Here is a 17,466-nt window from a genome sequence, read left to right on the forward strand (position 1 = left end):
AGCGGGACGACCGCGCCGTACAGCACTCAAGGAGCGGTACGGCGCTCAGAGAGTGGTCCAGTCGTGGTCCGGGTAGCGGTGCAGCGGCGCCGAGACGTCGTCCAGGGCCGAGCAGATCTCTTCCGGCAGCGTAAGGCCCTCCACCGACAGCGCGGTGCTCAGCTGCGCGGCGTTGCGCGCGCCGAGGATGGGCGCGCTGACCCCGGGCCGGTCCCGTACCCAGGCGAGCGCGACGTGCAGCGGGGACACCGCCAGCCCGTCGGCCGCTATGGCCAGCGCGTCCACGATCAGCCCGGCGGTCTCGTCGAGGTAGGGCGCGACGAACGCGGCCATCTCGGAGGAGCCGCGCGAGCCCTCGGGGGTGCCGTTGCGGTACTTGCCGGTGAGCACCCCGCGCCCGAGCGGCGACGACGGGAGCAGCCCCACCCCGAGGTCGACCGCGGCAGGCAGCACCTCGCGCTCGACCCCGCGCTGGAGCAGCGAATACTCCATCTGCGTACTGGCCAGCGGGGTGCGCCCGGGCGACGCGAGCTGCCAGGACGCGGCCTTGGCGAGCTGCCAGCCGCAGAAGTTGGAGACGCCGACGTAGCGGGCCCGGCCGCTGCTGACCGCGATGTCGAGCGCCTGGAGGGTCTCCTCCAGCGGCGTGTCCGGGTCGTAGGCGTGCACTTGCCACAGGTCGACGTGGTCGGTGCCGAGCCGCTGGAGCGAGGCGTCGAGCGCGGCCAGCAGGTGCCCCCGGGAGGTGTCGAACCGCCGGTCCGGGTCGGGCACGCTGCCCGCCTTCGTGGCGATCACCAGATCCGAGCGGGGCACCAGGTCCTCGATCAGCCGGCCGAGGAGGTATTCCGCGCCTCCGTCCGCGTACACGTCAGCGGTGTCGACCAGTGACCCGCCCGCCTCCCAGAAGGACTTGAGCTGGTCGGCGGCGTCCCGTTCGCCCGTGTCGCGCCCCCAGGTGAGCGTGCCGAGCCCGAGCCGGGACACGCGGAGGCCGGTGCGGCCGAGTTGCCTGTGCTCCATGACCGCTGAGGCTAGCGAACGGCCCCGCAAATGGGGAGCAGTGACGTACCCGACAGGCGCGTTCGCCGGGCCGAGGCGCTAAAGTCCGGGGGGACAACGACGTTACTGGCCAGTACGCAGTTAGGGGAGCGCTATGCGGCTCGGGATCAACCTCGGCTACTGGGGTGCCGGGATGGACGCGGACAACCTCGCCGTCGCGCAGGAGGCCGACCGTCTCGGGTACTCCGTGTGCTGGGCCGCCGAGGCGTACGGGTCCGACGCGCCGACCGTGCTGTCCTGGGTGGCCGCGCAGACCGAGCGGATCGACGTCGGCTCGGCGATCCTCCAGATCCCCGCGCGCACCCCCGCGATGACCGCGATGACCGCGGCCACCCTGGACAGCCTGACCGGCGGCCGGTTCCGGCTGGGCCTGGGCGTGTCCGGGCCGCAGGTCTCCGAGGGCTGGTACGGCGTCAGGTTCGACAAGCCGCTGGCCCGCACCCGCGAGTACGTCGACATCGTCCGCAAGGCGATGACCCGCGAGCGGCTGTCGTACGAGGGCGAGCACTGGACGCTGCCGCTGCCGGGCGGCCCCGGCAAGGCGCTGCGGCTGACCGTGCACCCGCAGCGCGAGCACATCCCGCTGTACATCGCGGCGATCGGCCCGAAGAACCTGGAGCAGACCGGTGAGATCGCCGACGGCGCCCTGCTGATCTTCCCGTCCGCCGCGCACCTGGCCGAGACCGCGATCCGCCCGCTGCGGGCCGGCCGGGAGAAGGCCGGGCTGACGATGGACGGGTTCGACGTCTGCCCCACGCTGCCGCTGTCGCTCGGCTCCCTCGAGGATCTGCCGAAGCTCGCGGACACCTTCCGCCCGTACACCGCGCTGTACGTCGGCGGCATGGGCAGCCGCAAGCAGAACTTCTACAACCAGCTCGCGCGGCGCATGGGGTACGAGCGGGAGGCCGCCGACATCCAGGAGAAGTACCTTGCCGGCGAGAAGGAGGCCGCCGCGGCCGCGGTGCCGCAGGAACTCATCGACTCCACCTGCCTGTTGGGGCCGGTGGAGCGGATCGCGGACCGCATGAAGGAGTACGCCGCCGCGGGGGTGACCACGCTCTCGCTCGCACCGTCCGGGTTCACGCTGGAGGAGCGCCTCGCCGGCCTGCGCGCGGGCGTCGAGGCGCTGACCCTGGCGGGGCTGGCCTAGGACGTGCCGGGCTGCCCCGCCCTTCCCAACTGCTCGGGTCCTAGCCGCTCGGGACGAGGCGGGACAGCAGGCGGCCGAAGTCGATGAGGCGGGCGATCTGGCCGGGGCCGCCGTCCTCCAGGGACTTGCTGAACCGGAAGGACTCCGGGCGCAGGCGCGCGGTGACGTGCGGCGGCGGGGCGTCCGGGTCGGGCTGGATGGTGGTGACCTCGTGGGGCATGGCGGTGGCCAGCACCAGGTAGACCCCGCGGTCCACGCGGTGCCCGCGCTCGTCGTGCCCGACGAGCGTGCGCATGCCGATGTGGCCGATCGCGTCGAGGGGCAGCACCTGCACCGAGGAGTCCAGCACGGTCCCGCCCGGGGCGCTCTCGTCGGCGGACTCCTCGCTGTGCCACAGGATGAGCCGCCGCCCGTCGCAGACCGCCGCCTCCTGCCAGATCGAGGTGCCGGCCTCCGTCAGGTCCACCACCCGCTCCAGGGTGAAGCCGCGCACGCGGCGCCGGCCGAGCACCCCGCCGATCGCCTCCAACGCGATGTCCGGGTGCAGGAAGTAGGCCTGCACGGCGTCCCTCAGCCGGGGGTGGGCGGACCAGTCCGCGCCTGCGGTACCCACGCCCAGATCCGTCATCGGGCGGCTCCTCGTCGCCTTGCTGAACATCTCCACACCTGCTTCGCGGTCCCGACTCATCAGGCCGACTCGACCCGTCCCCCGTTGCACCTTACCCACGGGGAGTGACAAGCCGGAGCCTGCGGGCGAGGACCGGCAAACCCCGACCGGCCGCCGGGCGCACGGCTCCTGACGGGCATGCAAAGCACAGGCAACGGGGCGTCAGGCGGGAGCAAAACACGGTCAGCGGCGAGCAAAGACGCTCGGAAAACGGGCCGGGCGGCGGGCGGCCCCTCGGCGGCCGTGGTGGGGGCTCGGGGGGATCTTCCCCGCCACGGCCGTCACCCAGCACAACGCGCCTGCCCGGAAGGGGTTACGGTGGCGGACATGCCCACCGTGATCCTCGTCCGGCACGGCCGTTCGACCGCCAACACCGACGGCGTACTGGCCGGCTGGACCCCCGGCGTCGCCCTCGACCACACCGGGCGCGCCCAGGCCACCGCGCTCGCCGCCCGCCTCGCCGCGCTCCCGCTGGCCGCGGTCGTCGCCAGCCCCCTGGAGCGCTGCCAGGAGACCGTCGGCCCGCTGCTGGCGACCCGGTCCGAACTGCCGCTGCACACCGACGACCGGTTCGGCGAGTGCCACTACGGCGACTGGACCGGCCGGAAGATCGGCGAGCTGGTCGCGGAGCCGCTGTGGGAGACCGTGCAGCGCCACCCCTCCGCCGCGGTCTTCCCCGGCGCCGAGGGCGAGTCGATGCGGGCGATGCAGGCCCGCGCGGTCGACGCCGTACGGGACTGGAACGCCCGGATCGAGGCCGCGCACGGCCCGGACGCGCTGTACCTGGTCTGCTCGCACGGCGACGTCATCAAGGCGCTGGTCGCCGACGCGCTCGGCATGCACCTCGACCTCTTCCAGCGGATCAACGCCGACCCCTGCTCGGTCACGGTGGTCCGCTACACCCCGCACCGGCCGTTCCTGCTGCGGCTGGGCGACACCGGCGACCTCACCGGGCTGATCCCGGTGCCGCCGGCCGAGGGCGCCGCGGACGCGCGCGCGGCGGGCCGGATCGACCCCGGGGACGCGGTGGTGGGCGGCTCGACCGGCACCTCGTGATCTCCTTCCGCAGTAGGGTGGATGACCGGCGGCCCGCGCCCCGGCGTGCCGCCCGCCACCAGCACAGTCGATCCATCCGATCGCGTCGAGTAAACGGAGCAGGGCGTGCCCCGTCAGGTCTTCTTCTACGAACACCCGGAGCGTTTCGTCGCCGGGACCGTCGGTCAGCCGGGACAGCGGACGTTCTTCCTCCAGGCCACCGCGCTGGGCCGGACCACCAGCGTGGCGCTGGAGAAGACGCAGGTGGCCGCGCTCGCCGAGCGCATCGACGAACTCCTGGACGAGGTGGTGCGCAGGACCGGCGGCAATGCCGCGGTGCCCGCCGTCGCCCCCAGCGAGATGCTGGACGCCGCCCCGCTGGAGGTGCCGGTCGAGGAGGAGTTCCGGGTCGGCACCATGGCGCTGGCGTGGGACGGCACCCATGAGCGGATGGTCATCGAGGCACAGGCCCTGGTGGAGCTGGTCGGCGGGGACGAGGAGGAGCTGGAGGCGGCCGAGGAGCAGCTGCTCCAGGACGACGAGAACGGCCCGCCGCTGCTGCGGGTGCTGCTCACCGGCGCGCAGGCCCGGTCGTTCGCCAAGCGCGCGCTCGACGTGGTCTCCGCCGGCCGCCCGCCCTGCCCGCTGTGCAGCCTGCCCCTGGACCCGGAAGGACACGTATGCCCGCGCCAGAACGGGTACCGGAGGTCGGCCTGAGCACCGGGACGGACCCGGGGACCGGCACCGCGGCACCGGCCGTCACCCCGGCCGCGTTCGACCCGCGGGACATCGAGGCGCTGCGCCACGGCGAGCTGACGGTGCGGGGGCAGATCCGCGACGCGTCCAACGCCGTGCTGCTGTGCGAGAGCACCCACGAGGGCCACACCGTCGTCTGCGTGTACAAACCGGTACGCGGCGAGCGTCCGCTGTGGGACTTCCCCGACGGCACCCTCGCCGAGCGCGAGGTCGCCGCCTACCTCGTCTCCGAGGCCACCGGCTGGGGCCTGGTGCCGCCCACCGTCCTGCGCGACGGACCGTACGGCGAGGGCATGGTCCAGCTGTGGATCGACTCCGCGGACGAGGACGACCCGGACGACGACGACCCGGCCGAGGACGCCGGTGAGGGCGCGGGCGCGGACGAGGAGGCCGGCGGCGCGGGGGGCGCCGGTGCGCTGCTGGCGCTGACGGAGGACCTGGAGCCGGCGCCGGGCTGGAAGGCGGTCGTCCGCGCCGAACTCGACGGCGGCGGCACCGCGCTGCTCGTCCACGCCGACGACCCGAGGCTGCGCCGGCTGGCCGTCCTGGACGCCGTGGTGAACAACGCCGACCGCAAGGGCGGCCACCTGCTGGTCGCCGCCGACGGCCGGCTCTACGGCATCGACCACGGCGTGACCTTCCACACCGACGACAAGCTGCGCACCCTGCTGTGGGGGTGGGCGGGCGAGCCGCTGCCGGTAGAGGCCGCCGACATGCTCCGACAGCTCGGAGCCGACCTCTCCGGCCCGCTCGGCGACCGGCTGGCCGAACTCCTCACCCCCGCCGAGACCGCCGCCCTGCGCGCCCGGGTGGACCGGCTCCTGGCCACCGGCGTTCATCCCTCGCCCTCCGGCGAGTGGCCCGCCATCCCCTGGCCGCCGGTCTGATCGGGCTGGAGGGCCTGGTCACGGGCGGGTTTCCGCCGGGCCCGCGAGGAGTGGGCGCGAGGCCGCCCGGTTACCCTCATCTCATGCATGCCTGGCCAGCCTCCGACGTCCCCGCCCTTCCGGGCACCGGACGCCCCCTCCGTCTGCACGACACGTCGACCGGGGGACTCGTGTCCGTCGAGCCCGGTCCGGTCGCCCGCCTGTACGTCTGCGGGATCACCCCGTACGACGCCACCCACATGGGGCACGCGGCGACCTACAACGCGTTCGACCTGGTGCAGCGGGTGTGGCTCGACACGAAGCGCCAGGTCGAGTACGTGCAGAACGTCACGGACGTGGACGACCCGCTGCTGGAGCGGGCCGCGGACACCGGGGACGACTGGACCGCGCTCGCCGAGCGCGAGACCGCGCTGTTCCGCGAGGACATGACGGCGCTGCGGCTGCTGCCCCCGGCCCACTACATCGGCGCCGTCGAGGCCATACCCGGCATCGTGCCGCTGATCGAGCGCCTGCGGGAGGCGGGTGCCGCCTACGACGTGGACGGCGACGTGTACTTCTCGGTCGAGACCGACCCGCACTTCGGCTCGGTCTCCCGCCTGGACGCGGCGGCGATGCGGGTGCTCTCCGCGGAGCGCGGCGGTGACCCGGAGCGCCCGGGCAAGAAGAACCCGCTCGACCCGATGCTGTGGCGCGCCGAGCGGCCGGGCGAGCCGAGCTGGGACGGCGCGTCCCTCGGGCCGGGGCGGCCCGGCTGGCACATCGAGTGCGTGGCGATCGCGCTGGACCATCTCGGGATGGGCTTCGACGTCCAGGGCGGCGGCTCCGACCTCGCCTTCCCGCACCACGAGATGGGCGCCTCGCACGCGCAGGTGCTCACCGGCGGGTACCCGTTCGCGAAGGCGTACGTCCACGCCGGGATGGTCGGCCTCGACGGTGAGAAGATGTCCAAGTCCCGCGGCAACCTCGTCTTCGTCTCCGCGCTGCGCAAGGACGGGGTCGATCCGGCCGCGATCCGGCTGGCGCTGCTCGCGCACCACTACCGGGCCGACTGGGAGTGGACCGACGCCGTCCTCGCCGACGCCGTCGCCCGCCTCGGCCGCTGGCGCGCCGCCGTCTCCCGCCCGGACGGGCCCTCCGCCGACGCGCTGCTCGAAGAGGTGCGGGCCGCCCTCGCGGACGACCTGGACGCGCCTCGCGCCCTCGCCGCCGTCGACGCCTGGGCGGCCTCGCAGGCGGCGGGTGGGGGTACGGACACAGGTGCCCCCGGGCTGGTCTCCCGCACGGTCGACGCCCTCCTGGGCGTGGCCCTGTAATACGGCGCGCCGCTACTCGTCGCCGTCTTCCCCGGAGGAGCCGGAGCCGCTCTCCTCGTCGCCCTCGGCCTCGTCAGGAGCGGACTCCGGCTCCTGACGGGGCTCGGGTTTGGCGCGGAAGTTGGGCACCCCGTCCGTACCCTCGCTCGTCGCGTAGTCCCCGGGGTCGCGGCGCCGCAGGTACCGCTCGAACTCCTTGGCGATGGCCTCGCCGGAGGCCTCCGGCAGCTCCGCGGTGTCCCGCGCCTCCTCCAGCGTCTGGACGTACTCCGCGACCTCGCTGTCCTCCGCGGCCAGCTGGTCGACGCCGACCTGCCAGGCGCGGGCGTCCTCGGGCAGCTCGCCCTGCGGGACGCGCAGGTCGAGCAGGTCCTCCAGCCGGTTCAGGAGTGCCAACGTGGCCTTGGGGTTGGGCGGTTGGGAGACGTAGTGCGGCACCGCGGCCCACAGGCTCACCGCGGGGATGCCCGCGTGCGTGCACGCCTCCTGGAGGATGCCGACGATACCGGTGGGGCCCTCGTAGCGGGACTCCTCCAGGTTCATGGTGGCGGCCAGGTCCGCGTCGGAGGTGACCCCGGAGACCGGGACGGGCCGGGTGTGCGGGGTGTCGCCGAGCAGCGCGCCGAGGACGACGACCATCTCGACGCCCAACTCGTGGGCGAAGCCCAGGATCTCGTTGCAGAACGAGCGCCACCGCATGCTGGGCTCGATCCCGCGCACCAGCACCAGGTCGCGCGGCTTGGGCGACTGGATGCGGACCACCGACAGCCGGGTGGTGGGCCAGGTGATCTTCCGGGTGCCGCCGTCCATCCACACCGTGGGCCGATTGACCTGGAAGTCGTAGTAGTCCTCCGCGTCGAGTGCCGCGAAGACCTCGCCCTTGAACTCCCGGTCGAGGTGGTCGACCGCGGTGGAGGCCGCGTCCCCGGCGTCGTTCCAGCCCTCGAACGCGGCCACCATGACCGGGTCGATCAGCTCGGGAACACCCTCCAGCTCGATCACCCAGCTCCTCCTTCCGGCCGGCGGAGGCGGCGGTCCGCCCCCGTACCGGCTTGCCGTGCGCGCGGTGTACGTCCACGTGCGGGAACAAGCCTACGGCGTCGGGGGCGGTGCGCCGCAGTCCGCGCCGGGGCCGGCCCCCCGCGCGCCGCCCCGCACACTCCGCCGGTCGGCTCCCCGGCCGCCGGAACCGGAATACGTCGGATCTGTTGTCGATGATTTCCGGCCTCCCTCTGGACGGAGCGCACCATACGGGGCTATACATCGGATCACCGATAGAGATCCGATGTCTCGTGACGGGAGAGTGCATGAGTCCGACCATCACCGGGGTCGAGGTGTCCGACATCCGCTTCCCGACCTCGGAGCAGCTCGACGGCTCGGACGCCATGAACCCCGACCCGGACTACTCCGCGGCCTATGTGGTGCTGCGCACCGACGGGCCGGACGAACTGGCCGGACACGCGCTGTGCTTCACCATCGGCCGCGGCAACGACGTCGTCGCCGCCGCGATCGGCGCCCTGCGCCCGTACGTGGTCGGCCGCACCGTGGACAGCGTCACCGCCGACCTCGGCGGCTTCGCCCGCCTGCTCACCCACGACTCGCAACTGCGCTGGCTCGGCCCGGAGAAGGGCGTGATGCACATGGCGGCCGGCGCGGTCGTCAACGCCGCCTGGGACCTGGCCGCCCGCCGGGCCGGCCGCCCGGTGTGGGAACTGCTGGCCGGGATGACCCCGGAACAGCTCGTGGACCTGGTCGACTTCCGCTACCTCGGCGACGCGCTGACCCGCGACGAGGCCCTGGAGATCCTGCGCCGCGCCGAACCCGGCCGCGCCGAGCGGGCGCGGCGGCTGCGCCGCGAGGGCTACCCCGCCTACACCACCGAGCCCGGCTGGCTCGGCTACACCGACGAGAAGCTGACCCGGCTGGCCCGCGAGGCGGTCGCGGCCGGCTTCACCCAGATCAAGCTGAAGGTCGGCGCCGACCTCGACGACGACCTGCGGCGGATGCGGCTGGCCCGGGCGGCGGTCGGCCCGGACATCCGGATCGCCGTCGACGCCAACCAGCGCTGGGAGGCGGCCGAGGCGATCACGTGGATGCGCGCGCTCGCCCCCTACGACCCGTACTGGATCGAGGAGCCGACCAGCCCCGACGACGTGCTCGGGCACGCGGCGGTGCGCGCCGGGCAGCCGGTGCCGGTCGCCACCGGCGAGCATGTCGCCAACCGGGTGGTGTTCAAGCAGCTGCTCCAGGCCGGCGCCGTGGACTTCGTGCAGATCGACGCGGCCCGGGTGGCCGGGGTCAACGAGAACGTGGCGATCCTGCTGCTGGCCGCCAAGTTCGGCGTGCCGGTCTGCCCGCACGCCGGCGGCGTCGGCCTGTGCGAACTCGTCCAGCACCTCTCGATGTTCGACTACGTGGCCGTCTCCGGCAGTTGGGACGACCGCGTGATCGAGTACGTCCCCCACCTGCACGAGCACTTCACCGACCCCGCGGTGGTCGCGGGCGGCCGCTACCGGGCGCCCACCGCCCCCGGCTTCTCCGCCCGCATGGTCCCCGCGACCCTCACCGACTACCGCTACCCGGACGGTCCGGTCTGGGTGGCCCGACAGGAGCTGGCAGCCCGATGACCGACGCCCCGCACACCCCCGTCCCCACCGCCTCCGCCCAGGACCTCACCGGGCTGACCGCCCTGGTCACCGGCGGCGCCTCCGGCATCGGCGCCGCCACCGCCCGGCTGCTGACCGCCCGCGGCGCGCGCGTCGCCGTACTGGACCGCGACCCCGCGGGCGCCCCCGAGGGCACCGTCCCGGTCCAGGCCGACGTCACCTCCGACCAGGCGGTGCGCGCCGCGGTCGCCGAGGCCGTCGGCACCCTGGGCAGCCTGCACATCCTCGTCGGCAACGCCGGGATCGGCGCCGTGGGGACGGTGGAGGACAACGCCGACGACGAGTGGCGGCGGGTGCTGGACATCAATGTGCTCGGCCTGGTGCGGACCGCCCGCGCCGCCCTGCCGCACCTGCGCGCCGCCGCGGCCGCCCGCCCCGGCAGCGCCTCGATCACCCACACCTGCTCCATCGCGGCCACCGCCGGCCTGCCCCAACGGGCCCTGTACAGCGCCAGCAAGGGCGCCGTGCTCGCCCTGACCCTCGCGATGGCCGCCGACCACGTCCGCGAAGGCGTCCGGGTGAACTGCGTCAACCCCGGTACGGCCGACACGCCGTGGGTCGGCCGGCTGCTCGACCAGGCCGGCGACCCGGCCGCCGAGCGGGCCGCGCTCAACGCCCGGCAGCCGATGGGGCGGCTGGTCAGCGCCGACGAGGTCGCCGCCGCGATCGTCTACCTGGCGAGCCCCGCGGCCGCCAGCGTCACCGGGGCCAGTCTCGCCGTGGACGGCGGCATGCAGGGCCTGCGGCTGCGCCCGTCGGCCGACTAGGGTCCTGCCTGCCGCGACGGACCCCCGTCGCCGGCCCCGCCCGCACGCCCGAACCGCACTCCCCGCCCGCACCCCGCTCCCGTTTCCCGCTAGGAGGGACCCACCGCATGCCCGTACCGGCACTGCCCCGGCTCGGCCTCGGCTGCGCCCCGCTCGGCAACCTCTACACCGCGATGACCGACGAGCAGGCCGAGGCGACGGTCGCGGCCGCGTTCGCCACCCGCGCCGGGCAGCCGGCGTACTTCGACGTGGCGCCGCACTACGGCCTGGGCCGCGCCGAGGAGCGGCTCGGCGCGGCGCTGGCCGGGCGGGACCGCGGGTCGTACCTGCTGTCGACCAAGGTCGGCCGGCGGCTGCGGGACCTGCGGCCCGGCGAGACCCCCGACGGCCAGGGCTTCGTCGACAACCCGGCCCGGGCCCGGGAGTGGGACTTCACCGCCGGCGGCATCGAGGCCACGTTGGAGGGCTCGCTGCGCCGCCTCGGCGTGGACCGGGTCGACCTCGTCTTCCTGCACGACGTCGAGGACCACCTCGACGAGGTCCGCGCCACCGGCTTCCCGGCGCTCGCCGCGCTGCGCGACCAGGGCGTGGTCGGGGCGATCGGCTTCGGCATGAACCACAGCGGGGTACTGGCCGGCCTCGTCGCCGACCTCGACGTGGACGTGGTGCTGTGCGCGGGCCGCTGGACGCTGCTGGAGCGCACCGCGTACGACGACCTGCTGCCGGTCTGCGAGCGGCGCGGCACCCAGGTGGTGGCCGGCGGCGTCTACAACTCCGGGCTGCTCGCCGACCCCCGGCCGGGCGCGCCCTACGACTACCAGGCCGCGCCCGCCGGCCTCGTCGAGCGGGCCCGGCAACTCCAGGCGGTCTGCGGCGAGTTCGGAGTGCCGCTGCGGGCGGCCGCGCTGCGCTACCCGTTCGCGCACCCCGCGGTCACCTGCGCGGTGGTCGGCGCCGCGAGCGCGGCCGAGGTCCGCGACAACGCGGCGCTGTTCGACTACGACATCCCCGCCGAGCTGTGGCCCGCGCTCGTCGCGCAGGGCCTGCTCGACCCGGACGTGCCGCTGCCGGCCGCCGCCCTCCCGGCGGTGGGGCGGTGACCCGGCCGCTGCGCATCGACGCGCACCACCACCTGTGGGACCTCGACCGCCGCCCGCAGCCCTGGCTGCGCGGCGCCGCCCTGGCGCCGCTGAACCGCACCTTCGCGCTGCCGGAGCTGCTGCCGGAGCTGGACGCGCACGGCATCGACACCACCATCGTCGTGCAGTCCAGCTCCTCGCTCGAGGAGACCCGCGACCTGCTGGCCCTCGCCCGCGCCTCGCACGGCCGGATCTCCGGCGTGGTCGGCTGGGCCGACCTCACCGACCCCGACGCGCTGCCCGGCGTGCTCGCCGAACTCGCCGCGGCCGGGCCGCTGGTGGGCATCCGCCACCAGGTCCAGGACGAGGCCGACCCGCAGTGGCTGGACCGCCCCGACGTGCGCGCCGGGCTGCGCGCGGTGGCCGCCGCCGGGCTCGCCTACGACCTGCTCGTCACCCCGCGCGAGCTGTCCGCCGCGCTCGCCGCCGTCGAGGAACTGCCCGAGGTGCGCTTCGTGCTGGACCACGCGGGCAAGCCGCCGATCGCGGCCGGGCGGTGGGAGCCGTGGGCCGAGCAGATCTCCGCGGTCGCCGACCACCCCAACACGGTGTGCAAGCTGTCCGGGCTGGTCACCGAGGCGGAGTGGGCGTCCTGGCGGCCGCAGGACGTGCTGCCCCACGCCCGCCACGTCCTGGCGGCCTTCGGCTCCGACCGGGTGCTCTTCGGCTCCGACTGGCCGGTGTGCACGCTCGCGGGCCGGTACGCCGACGTCGTCGCGCTCGCCGAGCAGGCGACGGCCGACCTGAGCGCGGACGAACGGCACGCGGTGTTCGGCGGCAACGCCTTCCGCGTCTACGGCCTGGCCTGACCGGCACGGCCTACCTGGCCTGACCTGCTTGGCCCGACCTGCCCGGCCCCTACAGGGTGGAGCGCAGCCACTGCTCGACGCTCGCCACATGGACCGTGGCCCAGGCGCGCGCCGCGTCGGGGTCGCGGTCGCGCAGCGCGCCGAGGATCGCCCGGTGCTCGTGGAGGGTGCGGGCGATGGCGTCCTCCTGGGTCACCCCGCGCCAGATCCGGGCGCGGGTGGTGGGCCCGGACAGCCCGTCCAGGAGCGAGCAGAGCACGGAGTTGCCCGAGCCCTGCACGATGCCGCGGTGGAAGTCCAGGTCGGAGGCGACCAGTTGCTCCACCGAGGGGGCCGGGCCGAGCGCGTCCAGCTTGCCCTGGAGGACGTCGAGCTCGTCGGCGGTGAGTCGGACCGCCGCCATCGCGGTCGCCGCCGGCTCCAGGATGCGCCGCACCGCCAGGAACTCCAGCACCGTGTCGTCGCGGTGGAAGTCCACCACGAAGCTCAGCGCCTCCAGCAGCAGTTGCGGGTCCAGGCTGGTGACGTAGGTGCCGTCGCCCTGCCGTACGTCGAGGATGCGGATCAGCGACAGCGCGCGCACCGCCTCGCGCAGGGAGTTGCGGGACAGCCCCAGCTCGGCCGCCAGTTCGCTCTCCTTGGGCAGCCGGTCGCCCGGCCGCAGCGCCCCCGAGACGATCATGTCCTTGATCTTGTCGATCGCCTCGTCCGTGACCGCCATCCGGGCCTCCCCGTGTCGGGCCTGCCGGCACCCTGCCGGGCCAGACCTCCGATGTATCCCCATTATGGGCCACACCCGCCGCCACGTCCCCACGCCCGCCCCCGTACGGGGCCGCCGCGCCGCGAAACCGCTGGAGCCGGCCCGGCCGCACACCCATACTGGCGCGCGTGATCCAGCACGAACTGATCGACCGGGTGCGGGCGTTGTGCCGCGCCGACGAGGGCGTCCGCGCCGCTTTGATGTACGGCTCCTTCGCCGCGGGGGAGGGCGACGCGCACAGCGACGTGGAGTTCTGGCTCTTCCTCGACCCGGCGGCGCGCGCCGCTCTCGACCCGGCTGCCTGGTGCGCCCGGGTCGCGCCGGTCCGCCTGCTGCTGCGCAACGAGTTCGGCACCCATGTGGCGCTCTTCGCCCAGGCGGTCCGCGGCGAGTTCCACTTCGCCACCACCGCGGACATCCCGTCGGTGGGGGAGTGGCCGGCCAGGGGCGCGGCCGTCGACGCGATGGTCGTGGTGGACCGCGACGGCGCGCTCGCCCCGGTGCTCGCCGCGCTGCCCGTCCGCGCGCCGCTGCCCGGCACCGCCGAGGAGGTCGCCGACCTGTGCGGGCGGTTCGCCAACTGGATGGTGCTCGCCGCCCACGTCACCGCCCGCGGCGAGCACCTGCGGGCGCGGGACGCCCTCGCGCACGCCGCCCGCCACCTGCTGTGGATGGCCCGCCTGGCCGAGCACAGCACCGCGCACTGGCTCACCCCGTCCCGCGCCGCCGAGGCCGAGCTGCCGCCCGCTACCGTCCGCGCCGTCGCCGCCGGCACCCTGCCCGCGCTGTGGCGCGAGGGCCGGGAGCGCTGGCTGGCCCTGCTGGAGCGGACCGGCCGCGTCCCATCCGCCGAACTCCTGGCGGAACTCGACGCCCTGCTGGACCCCGCGCCGCCCCAGCCGTAAAGCCGGACCCCAGCCGTAAAGCCGGGCCCCAGCCGTAAAGCCGGGCCCCAGCTGCAAGGCCGGACCCCAGCTGTGAAGCCGGGCCGCCCCCGCCGGGAAGCGGGCGGGGCCGCCCGCCGTCCCCGGAGGAACAGCGGGCGGCCCCGGCTGATTCGAACGGCCGGTGCCGTCCTCAGTCCTGGCGCTCCTTCAGCAGGCGCGCCACGCCCTCCCTTACCTCCGGCGTGTCCAGACCCCGGATGGTGAGCGTGGTCCGCCGCCGCAGCACGTCGTCCACGTCCTGCGCCCACTCGTGGTCGCGGGCGTAGACCACCTGGGCCCAGATCTCCGGCGCGTCCGGGTGGATGCGCTCGGCCAGCGCCGGGTCCTCGTTGGCCAGGCGGGCGATGTCGAAGGCGAGCGAGCCGTAGTGCCCGGCGAGGTGGCCCGCGGTGTCGGCGGCCATCCGCGGGCCGGGCGCGATGCCGTCGACGACCAGCCGGTGCGCGACCGCGTCGCGGCTGGCGAACCCGGGCAGCGGGGCGCGCTTGGGCAGCCGGGACAGCGGCTCCAGGTCGTCGGCGAGCGGGTGCCCGGGCAGCTCGGCGAGCTTCGCCATCACGGTGCGGCCGATGTGCCGGAAGGTGGTCCACTTGCCGCCCGCGATGGACAGCATCCCGCCGCGGCCCTCGGTGACCACGGTCTCCCGCTTGGCCTTCGCGGTGTCGCCCGGCCCGCCCGGCAGCACCCGCAGCCCGGCGAAGGAGTAGGTGATCAGGTCCCGGGTGAGCTGGTGGTCGCGGACGGAGAACGCCGCCTCGTCCAGGATCTGGGTGATGTCGGCCTCGGTGACCGCCACCTCGCCCGGGTCGCCCTCGTACTCCTCGTCGGTCGTGCCGAGCAGCAGCATGTCCTCCCACGGCAGCGCGAAGGTGATGCGGTACTTGTCGATCGGGGTGGCCAGTGCCGCCCGCCACGGCGCGGTCCGCTTGAGCACCAGGTGCGCGCCCTTGGACAGCCGGATCGAGGGCACCGCGGTCGGGTCCTCCATCCGCCGCAGGTGGTCCACCCACGGGCCGGTCGCGTTGAGCACCAGCCGCGCGTCCACGCCGAACTCGGCGCCGTCGGTGCGGTCGCGCAGCTCCGCGCCGGTCACCCGGCCGCGGGTGAAGCGCAGCCCGGTGACCTCGGCGTGGTTGAGCACGGTCGCGCCCGCGTCGACCGCCGCCCGCACCGTCATCAGGGCCATCCGGGCGTCGTTCATCTGCCCGTCCTCGTAGACCGCGACCGCGCGCAGGTCGTCGGTGCGCAGCTCGGGCACGTCGCGGGCGGCCCGGGCCGGGCTGATGACGTGCCCGACGCCGTCCCGGAACGCGGACAGCGCGGAGTACGCGAACACGCCCGCGCCGAGCTTGGCCGCGCCGTGCGGGCCGCCCTTGTAGACCGGCAGGTAGAAGGTGAGCGGGTTGGCCAGGTGCGGCGCGACGTCGTGGGAGACCGCGCGCCGCTCCAGGTGGTTCTCGGCGACCAGCCGCACCGCTCCGGTCTGGAGGTAGCGCAGGCCGCCGTGGAGCAGCTTGGAGGAGGCCGAGGAGGTGGCGCCGGCGAAGTCGCCGGCGTCCACCATCGCCACCCGCAGTCCCGACTGGGCGGCGTGCCAGGCGGTGGTGATGCCGAGGATGCCGCCGCCGATCACCAGCAGGTCGTACGTGGCGTGCCCGAGCAGTTCGCGGGTCTCGGCCCGCCCGGGGTTCGTGCCGGCGGTCGGGTGCGTCCCCAGCGCGGGGACGCGTTGCAGGGTGGTCATGGCGTTCTCAGTGCTCCTCTTCGATCCAGCCCATGGTCCGGGTCACGGCCTTGCGCCAGTTGTGGTACTCGCGCTCCCGTTCGGCGTCCGCCATCCGGGGCGTCCATTCCGCCGCGCGCCGCCAGTTGGCGCGCAGCGTGTCGGTGTCCGGCCAGAAGCCCACCGCGAGTCCGGCGGCGTAGGCCGCGCCCAGGCAGGTGGTCTCGGCGACCATGGGGCGCACCACGGGTGCGGCCAGCACGTCGGCGAGGGTCTGCATGAGCAGGTTGTTGGAGGTCATGCCGCCGTCGACCTTCAGGGCGGCCAGTTCGACACCGGAGTCCTTGGTCATCGCGTCGGCGATCTCGCGGGTCTGCCAGGCGGTCGCCTCCAGGACGGCGCGGGCGATGTGCGCCTTGGTGACGTAGCGGGTCAGCCCGGCGATCACCCCGCGGGCGTCGTCCTGCCAGTAGGGGGCGAACAGCCCGGAGAATGCCGGTACGAAGTAGGCGCCGCCGTTGTCCTCGACGGTCAGCGCCAGCGTCTCGATCTCGGCGGCGGTGCTGATCAGGCCCATCTGGTCGCGCATCCACTGCACCAGGGAGCCGGTGACGGCGATCGAGCCCTCCAGCGCGTACACCGGCGCCTGGTCGCCGATCCGGTAGCCGACGGTGGTGATCAGGCCGTTGTGCGAGTCCACCGGGGTCTCGCCGGTGTTGAGCAGCATGAACGTGCCGGTGCCGTAGGTGGACTTGGCCTCGCCGGGCGCGAAGCAGGTCTGGCCGAAGAGCGCGGCCTGCTGGTCGCCGAGGGCGGAGGCCACCGGGACGTCCGACAGGCCGCCGATGTCCGTGGTGCCGTAGACCTCGGCGGAGGAGCCGATGCGCGGCAGCACCGCGGCCGGCACGCCGATCTCGTCCAGGATCTCCTGGTCCCAGTCGAGGGTGCGCAGGTCCATCAGCAGGGTGCGGGAGGCGTTGGTGACGTCCGTGACGTGCACCCCGCCGTCCGCGCCGCCGGTGAGGTTCCAGATCACCCAGGAGTCCATGGTGCCGAAGAGGATGTCGCCGGCCTCGGCGCGCTCGCGCAGGCCCGGCACGTTGTCCAGCAGCCAGCGGATCTTCGGGCCGGCGAAGTACGACGCGAGCGGCAGCCCGGTCTTCGCGCGGAACCGGTCCTGGCCGACGTCCCGGCCCAGTTCGCGGCAGAGCGCGTCGGTGCGGGTGTCCTGCCAGACCAGCGCGTTGTGCACCGGCTCGCCGGTGTGCCGGTCCCACAGCAGCGTCGTCTCGCGCTGGTTGGTGATGCCGATCGCCTTGACGTCGGAGGGCGCGAAGCCGGGCACGTCCTGGGCGGCGCGGCGGACGGCGCCGGCCACCACCTCCTGGACGTTGGTCCAGATCTCGGCGGCGTCGTGCTCCACCCAGCCGGGCTTGGGGAAGATCTGCTCGTGCTCCTTCTGGTCCACCGCCACGATCCGGCCGTCCCGGTCGAAGACGATGCAGCGGCTGGAGGTGGTGCCCTGGTCGATGGCGGCGATGAAGGGGCCGGTGCCGTGCGAACCGCCGGCGTCCTGTGCGGCCGGGTCGGCGGAGGCGGTGGCGTCGGCGGCGGTGGTGCCGGTCTCGTGCGGGGTGTCGGTCACGGTCTGCTCCTGCTGGGTCTGGCGTCCTGTGCGGGCGGGTCGGTGGGCGGATCGGGCCGGTGCCGCGTGTCTCGTGTTCGGGTGCGGCGGCCGGCGGTGGGGCCGGTACGGCGGCCGTGGGGGGGGGGGGGGGGGGGGGG

Annotated in this window: 16 protein-coding genes; 10 read left to right on the forward strand and 6 right to left on the reverse strand. The window is 74.5% G+C overall.

All coding sequences use genetic code 11. The features are described from left to right. Positions 1-45: 45 nt before the first annotated feature. Positions 46-1,023, reverse strand: coding sequence for an aldo/keto reductase (locus AC3ERT_RS16260; protein ID WP_335979601.1), 978 nt, complete (start codon positions 1,021-1,023; stop codon positions 46-48). A 133-nt stretch (positions 1,024-1,156) separates the two neighbouring features. Here AC3ERT_RS16260 and AC3ERT_RS16265 point away from each other — a divergent pair, with 133 nt between their 5' ends. Continuing rightward, positions 1,157-2,212, forward strand: a complete 1,056-nt coding sequence (locus AC3ERT_RS16265; RefSeq protein ID WP_435174934.1) for an LLM class F420-dependent oxidoreductase — start codon at positions 1,157-1,159, stop codon at positions 2,210-2,212. Positions 2,213-2,252: 40 nt separating this feature from the next. Here AC3ERT_RS16265 and AC3ERT_RS16270 read toward each other — a convergent pair whose 3' ends face one another. Further along, positions 2,253-2,840 (reverse strand): hypothetical protein, encoded by a 588-nt coding sequence (locus tag AC3ERT_RS16270; RefSeq protein ID WP_335975275.1) that lies wholly within the window; start codon positions 2,838-2,840, stop codon positions 2,253-2,255. Between the two features lie 366 nt (positions 2,841-3,206). On the opposite strand from AC3ERT_RS16270, the gene AC3ERT_RS16275 reads away from it, so the two are divergent. The 4 genes from AC3ERT_RS16275 (at position 3,207) to mshC (ending at position 6,870) form a co-directional block, all read left to right on the forward strand. Next, entirely contained in the window at positions 3,207-3,935 is a 729-nt protein-coding gene (locus AC3ERT_RS16275) for a histidine phosphatase family protein (protein WP_335975278.1), read from the forward strand. Between the two features lie 105 nt (positions 3,936-4,040). After that, the gene (locus AC3ERT_RS16280) at positions 4,041-4,631 is read left to right on the forward strand and encodes a DUF3090 domain-containing protein (protein ID WP_335975281.1); all 591 of its coding nucleotides are present in this window, start codon (positions 4,041-4,043) and stop codon (positions 4,629-4,631) included. Then, the gene (locus AC3ERT_RS16285; RefSeq protein ID WP_435174937.1) at positions 4,595-5,557 is read left to right on the forward strand and encodes an SCO1664 family protein; all 963 of its coding nucleotides are present in this window, start codon (positions 4,595-4,597) and stop codon (positions 5,555-5,557) included. The genes AC3ERT_RS16280 and AC3ERT_RS16285 overlap by 37 nt, the downstream gene beginning before the upstream one ends. Positions 5,558-5,640: 83 nt before the next feature. Then, positions 5,641-6,870 (forward strand): cysteine--1-D-myo-inosityl 2-amino-2-deoxy-alpha-D-glucopyranoside ligase, encoded by a 1,230-nt coding sequence (gene mshC, locus AC3ERT_RS16290; protein WP_435174940.1) that lies wholly within the window; start codon positions 5,641-5,643, stop codon positions 6,868-6,870. Positions 6,871-6,882: 12 nt separating this feature from the next. Here the strand turns inward: mshC and AC3ERT_RS16295 are convergent, their stop codons facing one another. Continuing rightward, positions 6,883-7,872: a PAC2 family protein gene (locus AC3ERT_RS16295; RefSeq protein WP_435174942.1), complete on the reverse strand. Its 990-nt coding sequence runs from the start codon at positions 7,870-7,872 to the stop codon at positions 6,883-6,885. A 305-nt stretch (positions 7,873-8,177) separates the two neighbouring features. Between AC3ERT_RS16295 and AC3ERT_RS16300 the strand changes: the two genes are divergently transcribed. From AC3ERT_RS16300 to AC3ERT_RS16315, 4 genes are all read left to right on the forward strand, one after another. Then, positions 8,178-9,497, forward strand: a complete 1,320-nt coding sequence (locus AC3ERT_RS16300; RefSeq protein ID WP_435137731.1) for an enolase C-terminal domain-like protein — start codon at positions 8,178-8,180, stop codon at positions 9,495-9,497. Next, positions 9,494-10,303: an SDR family NAD(P)-dependent oxidoreductase gene (locus tag AC3ERT_RS16305; protein ID WP_435174945.1), complete on the forward strand. Its 810-nt coding sequence runs from the start codon at positions 9,494-9,496 to the stop codon at positions 10,301-10,303. Before AC3ERT_RS16300 ends, AC3ERT_RS16305 begins: the two co-directional genes overlap by 4 nt. A gap of 107 nt (positions 10,304-10,410) precedes the next feature. Next, on the forward strand, positions 10,411-11,403 hold the full coding sequence (locus AC3ERT_RS16310; RefSeq protein ID WP_435174948.1) for an aldo/keto reductase: 993 nt from the start codon (positions 10,411-10,413) through the stop codon (positions 11,401-11,403). After that, entirely contained in the window at positions 11,400-12,251 is an 852-nt protein-coding gene (locus tag AC3ERT_RS16315; RefSeq protein WP_335975302.1) for an amidohydrolase family protein, read from the forward strand. Before AC3ERT_RS16310 ends, AC3ERT_RS16315 begins: the two co-directional genes overlap by 4 nt. 49 nt (positions 12,252-12,300) lie before the next feature. Here AC3ERT_RS16315 and AC3ERT_RS16320 read toward each other — a convergent pair whose 3' ends face one another. After that, complete coding sequence (locus tag AC3ERT_RS16320; protein WP_435174951.1) at positions 12,301-12,972, reverse strand: FadR/GntR family transcriptional regulator; 672 nt, start codon at positions 12,970-12,972, stop codon at positions 12,301-12,303. A 167-nt stretch (positions 12,973-13,139) separates the two neighbouring features. On the opposite strand from AC3ERT_RS16320, the gene AC3ERT_RS16325 reads away from it, so the two are divergent. Then, positions 13,140-13,916, forward strand: a complete 777-nt coding sequence (locus AC3ERT_RS16325) for a nucleotidyltransferase domain-containing protein (protein ID WP_335975309.1) — start codon at positions 13,140-13,142, stop codon at positions 13,914-13,916. 172 nt (positions 13,917-14,088) lie between these two features. Here the strand turns inward: AC3ERT_RS16325 and AC3ERT_RS16330 are convergent, their stop codons facing one another. Further along, entirely contained in the window at positions 14,089-15,702 is a 1,614-nt protein-coding gene (locus tag AC3ERT_RS16330) for a glycerol-3-phosphate dehydrogenase/oxidase (protein ID WP_335975312.1), read from the reverse strand. 7 nt (positions 15,703-15,709) lie between these two features. Beyond that, positions 15,710-17,221, reverse strand: a complete 1,512-nt coding sequence (glpK, locus tag AC3ERT_RS16335) for a glycerol kinase GlpK (protein WP_335976248.1) — start codon at positions 17,219-17,221, stop codon at positions 15,710-15,712. Positions 17,222-17,466 lie beyond the last annotated feature (245 nt).

It is taken from the genome of Actinacidiphila sp. bgisy145, from assembly GCF_057708125.1.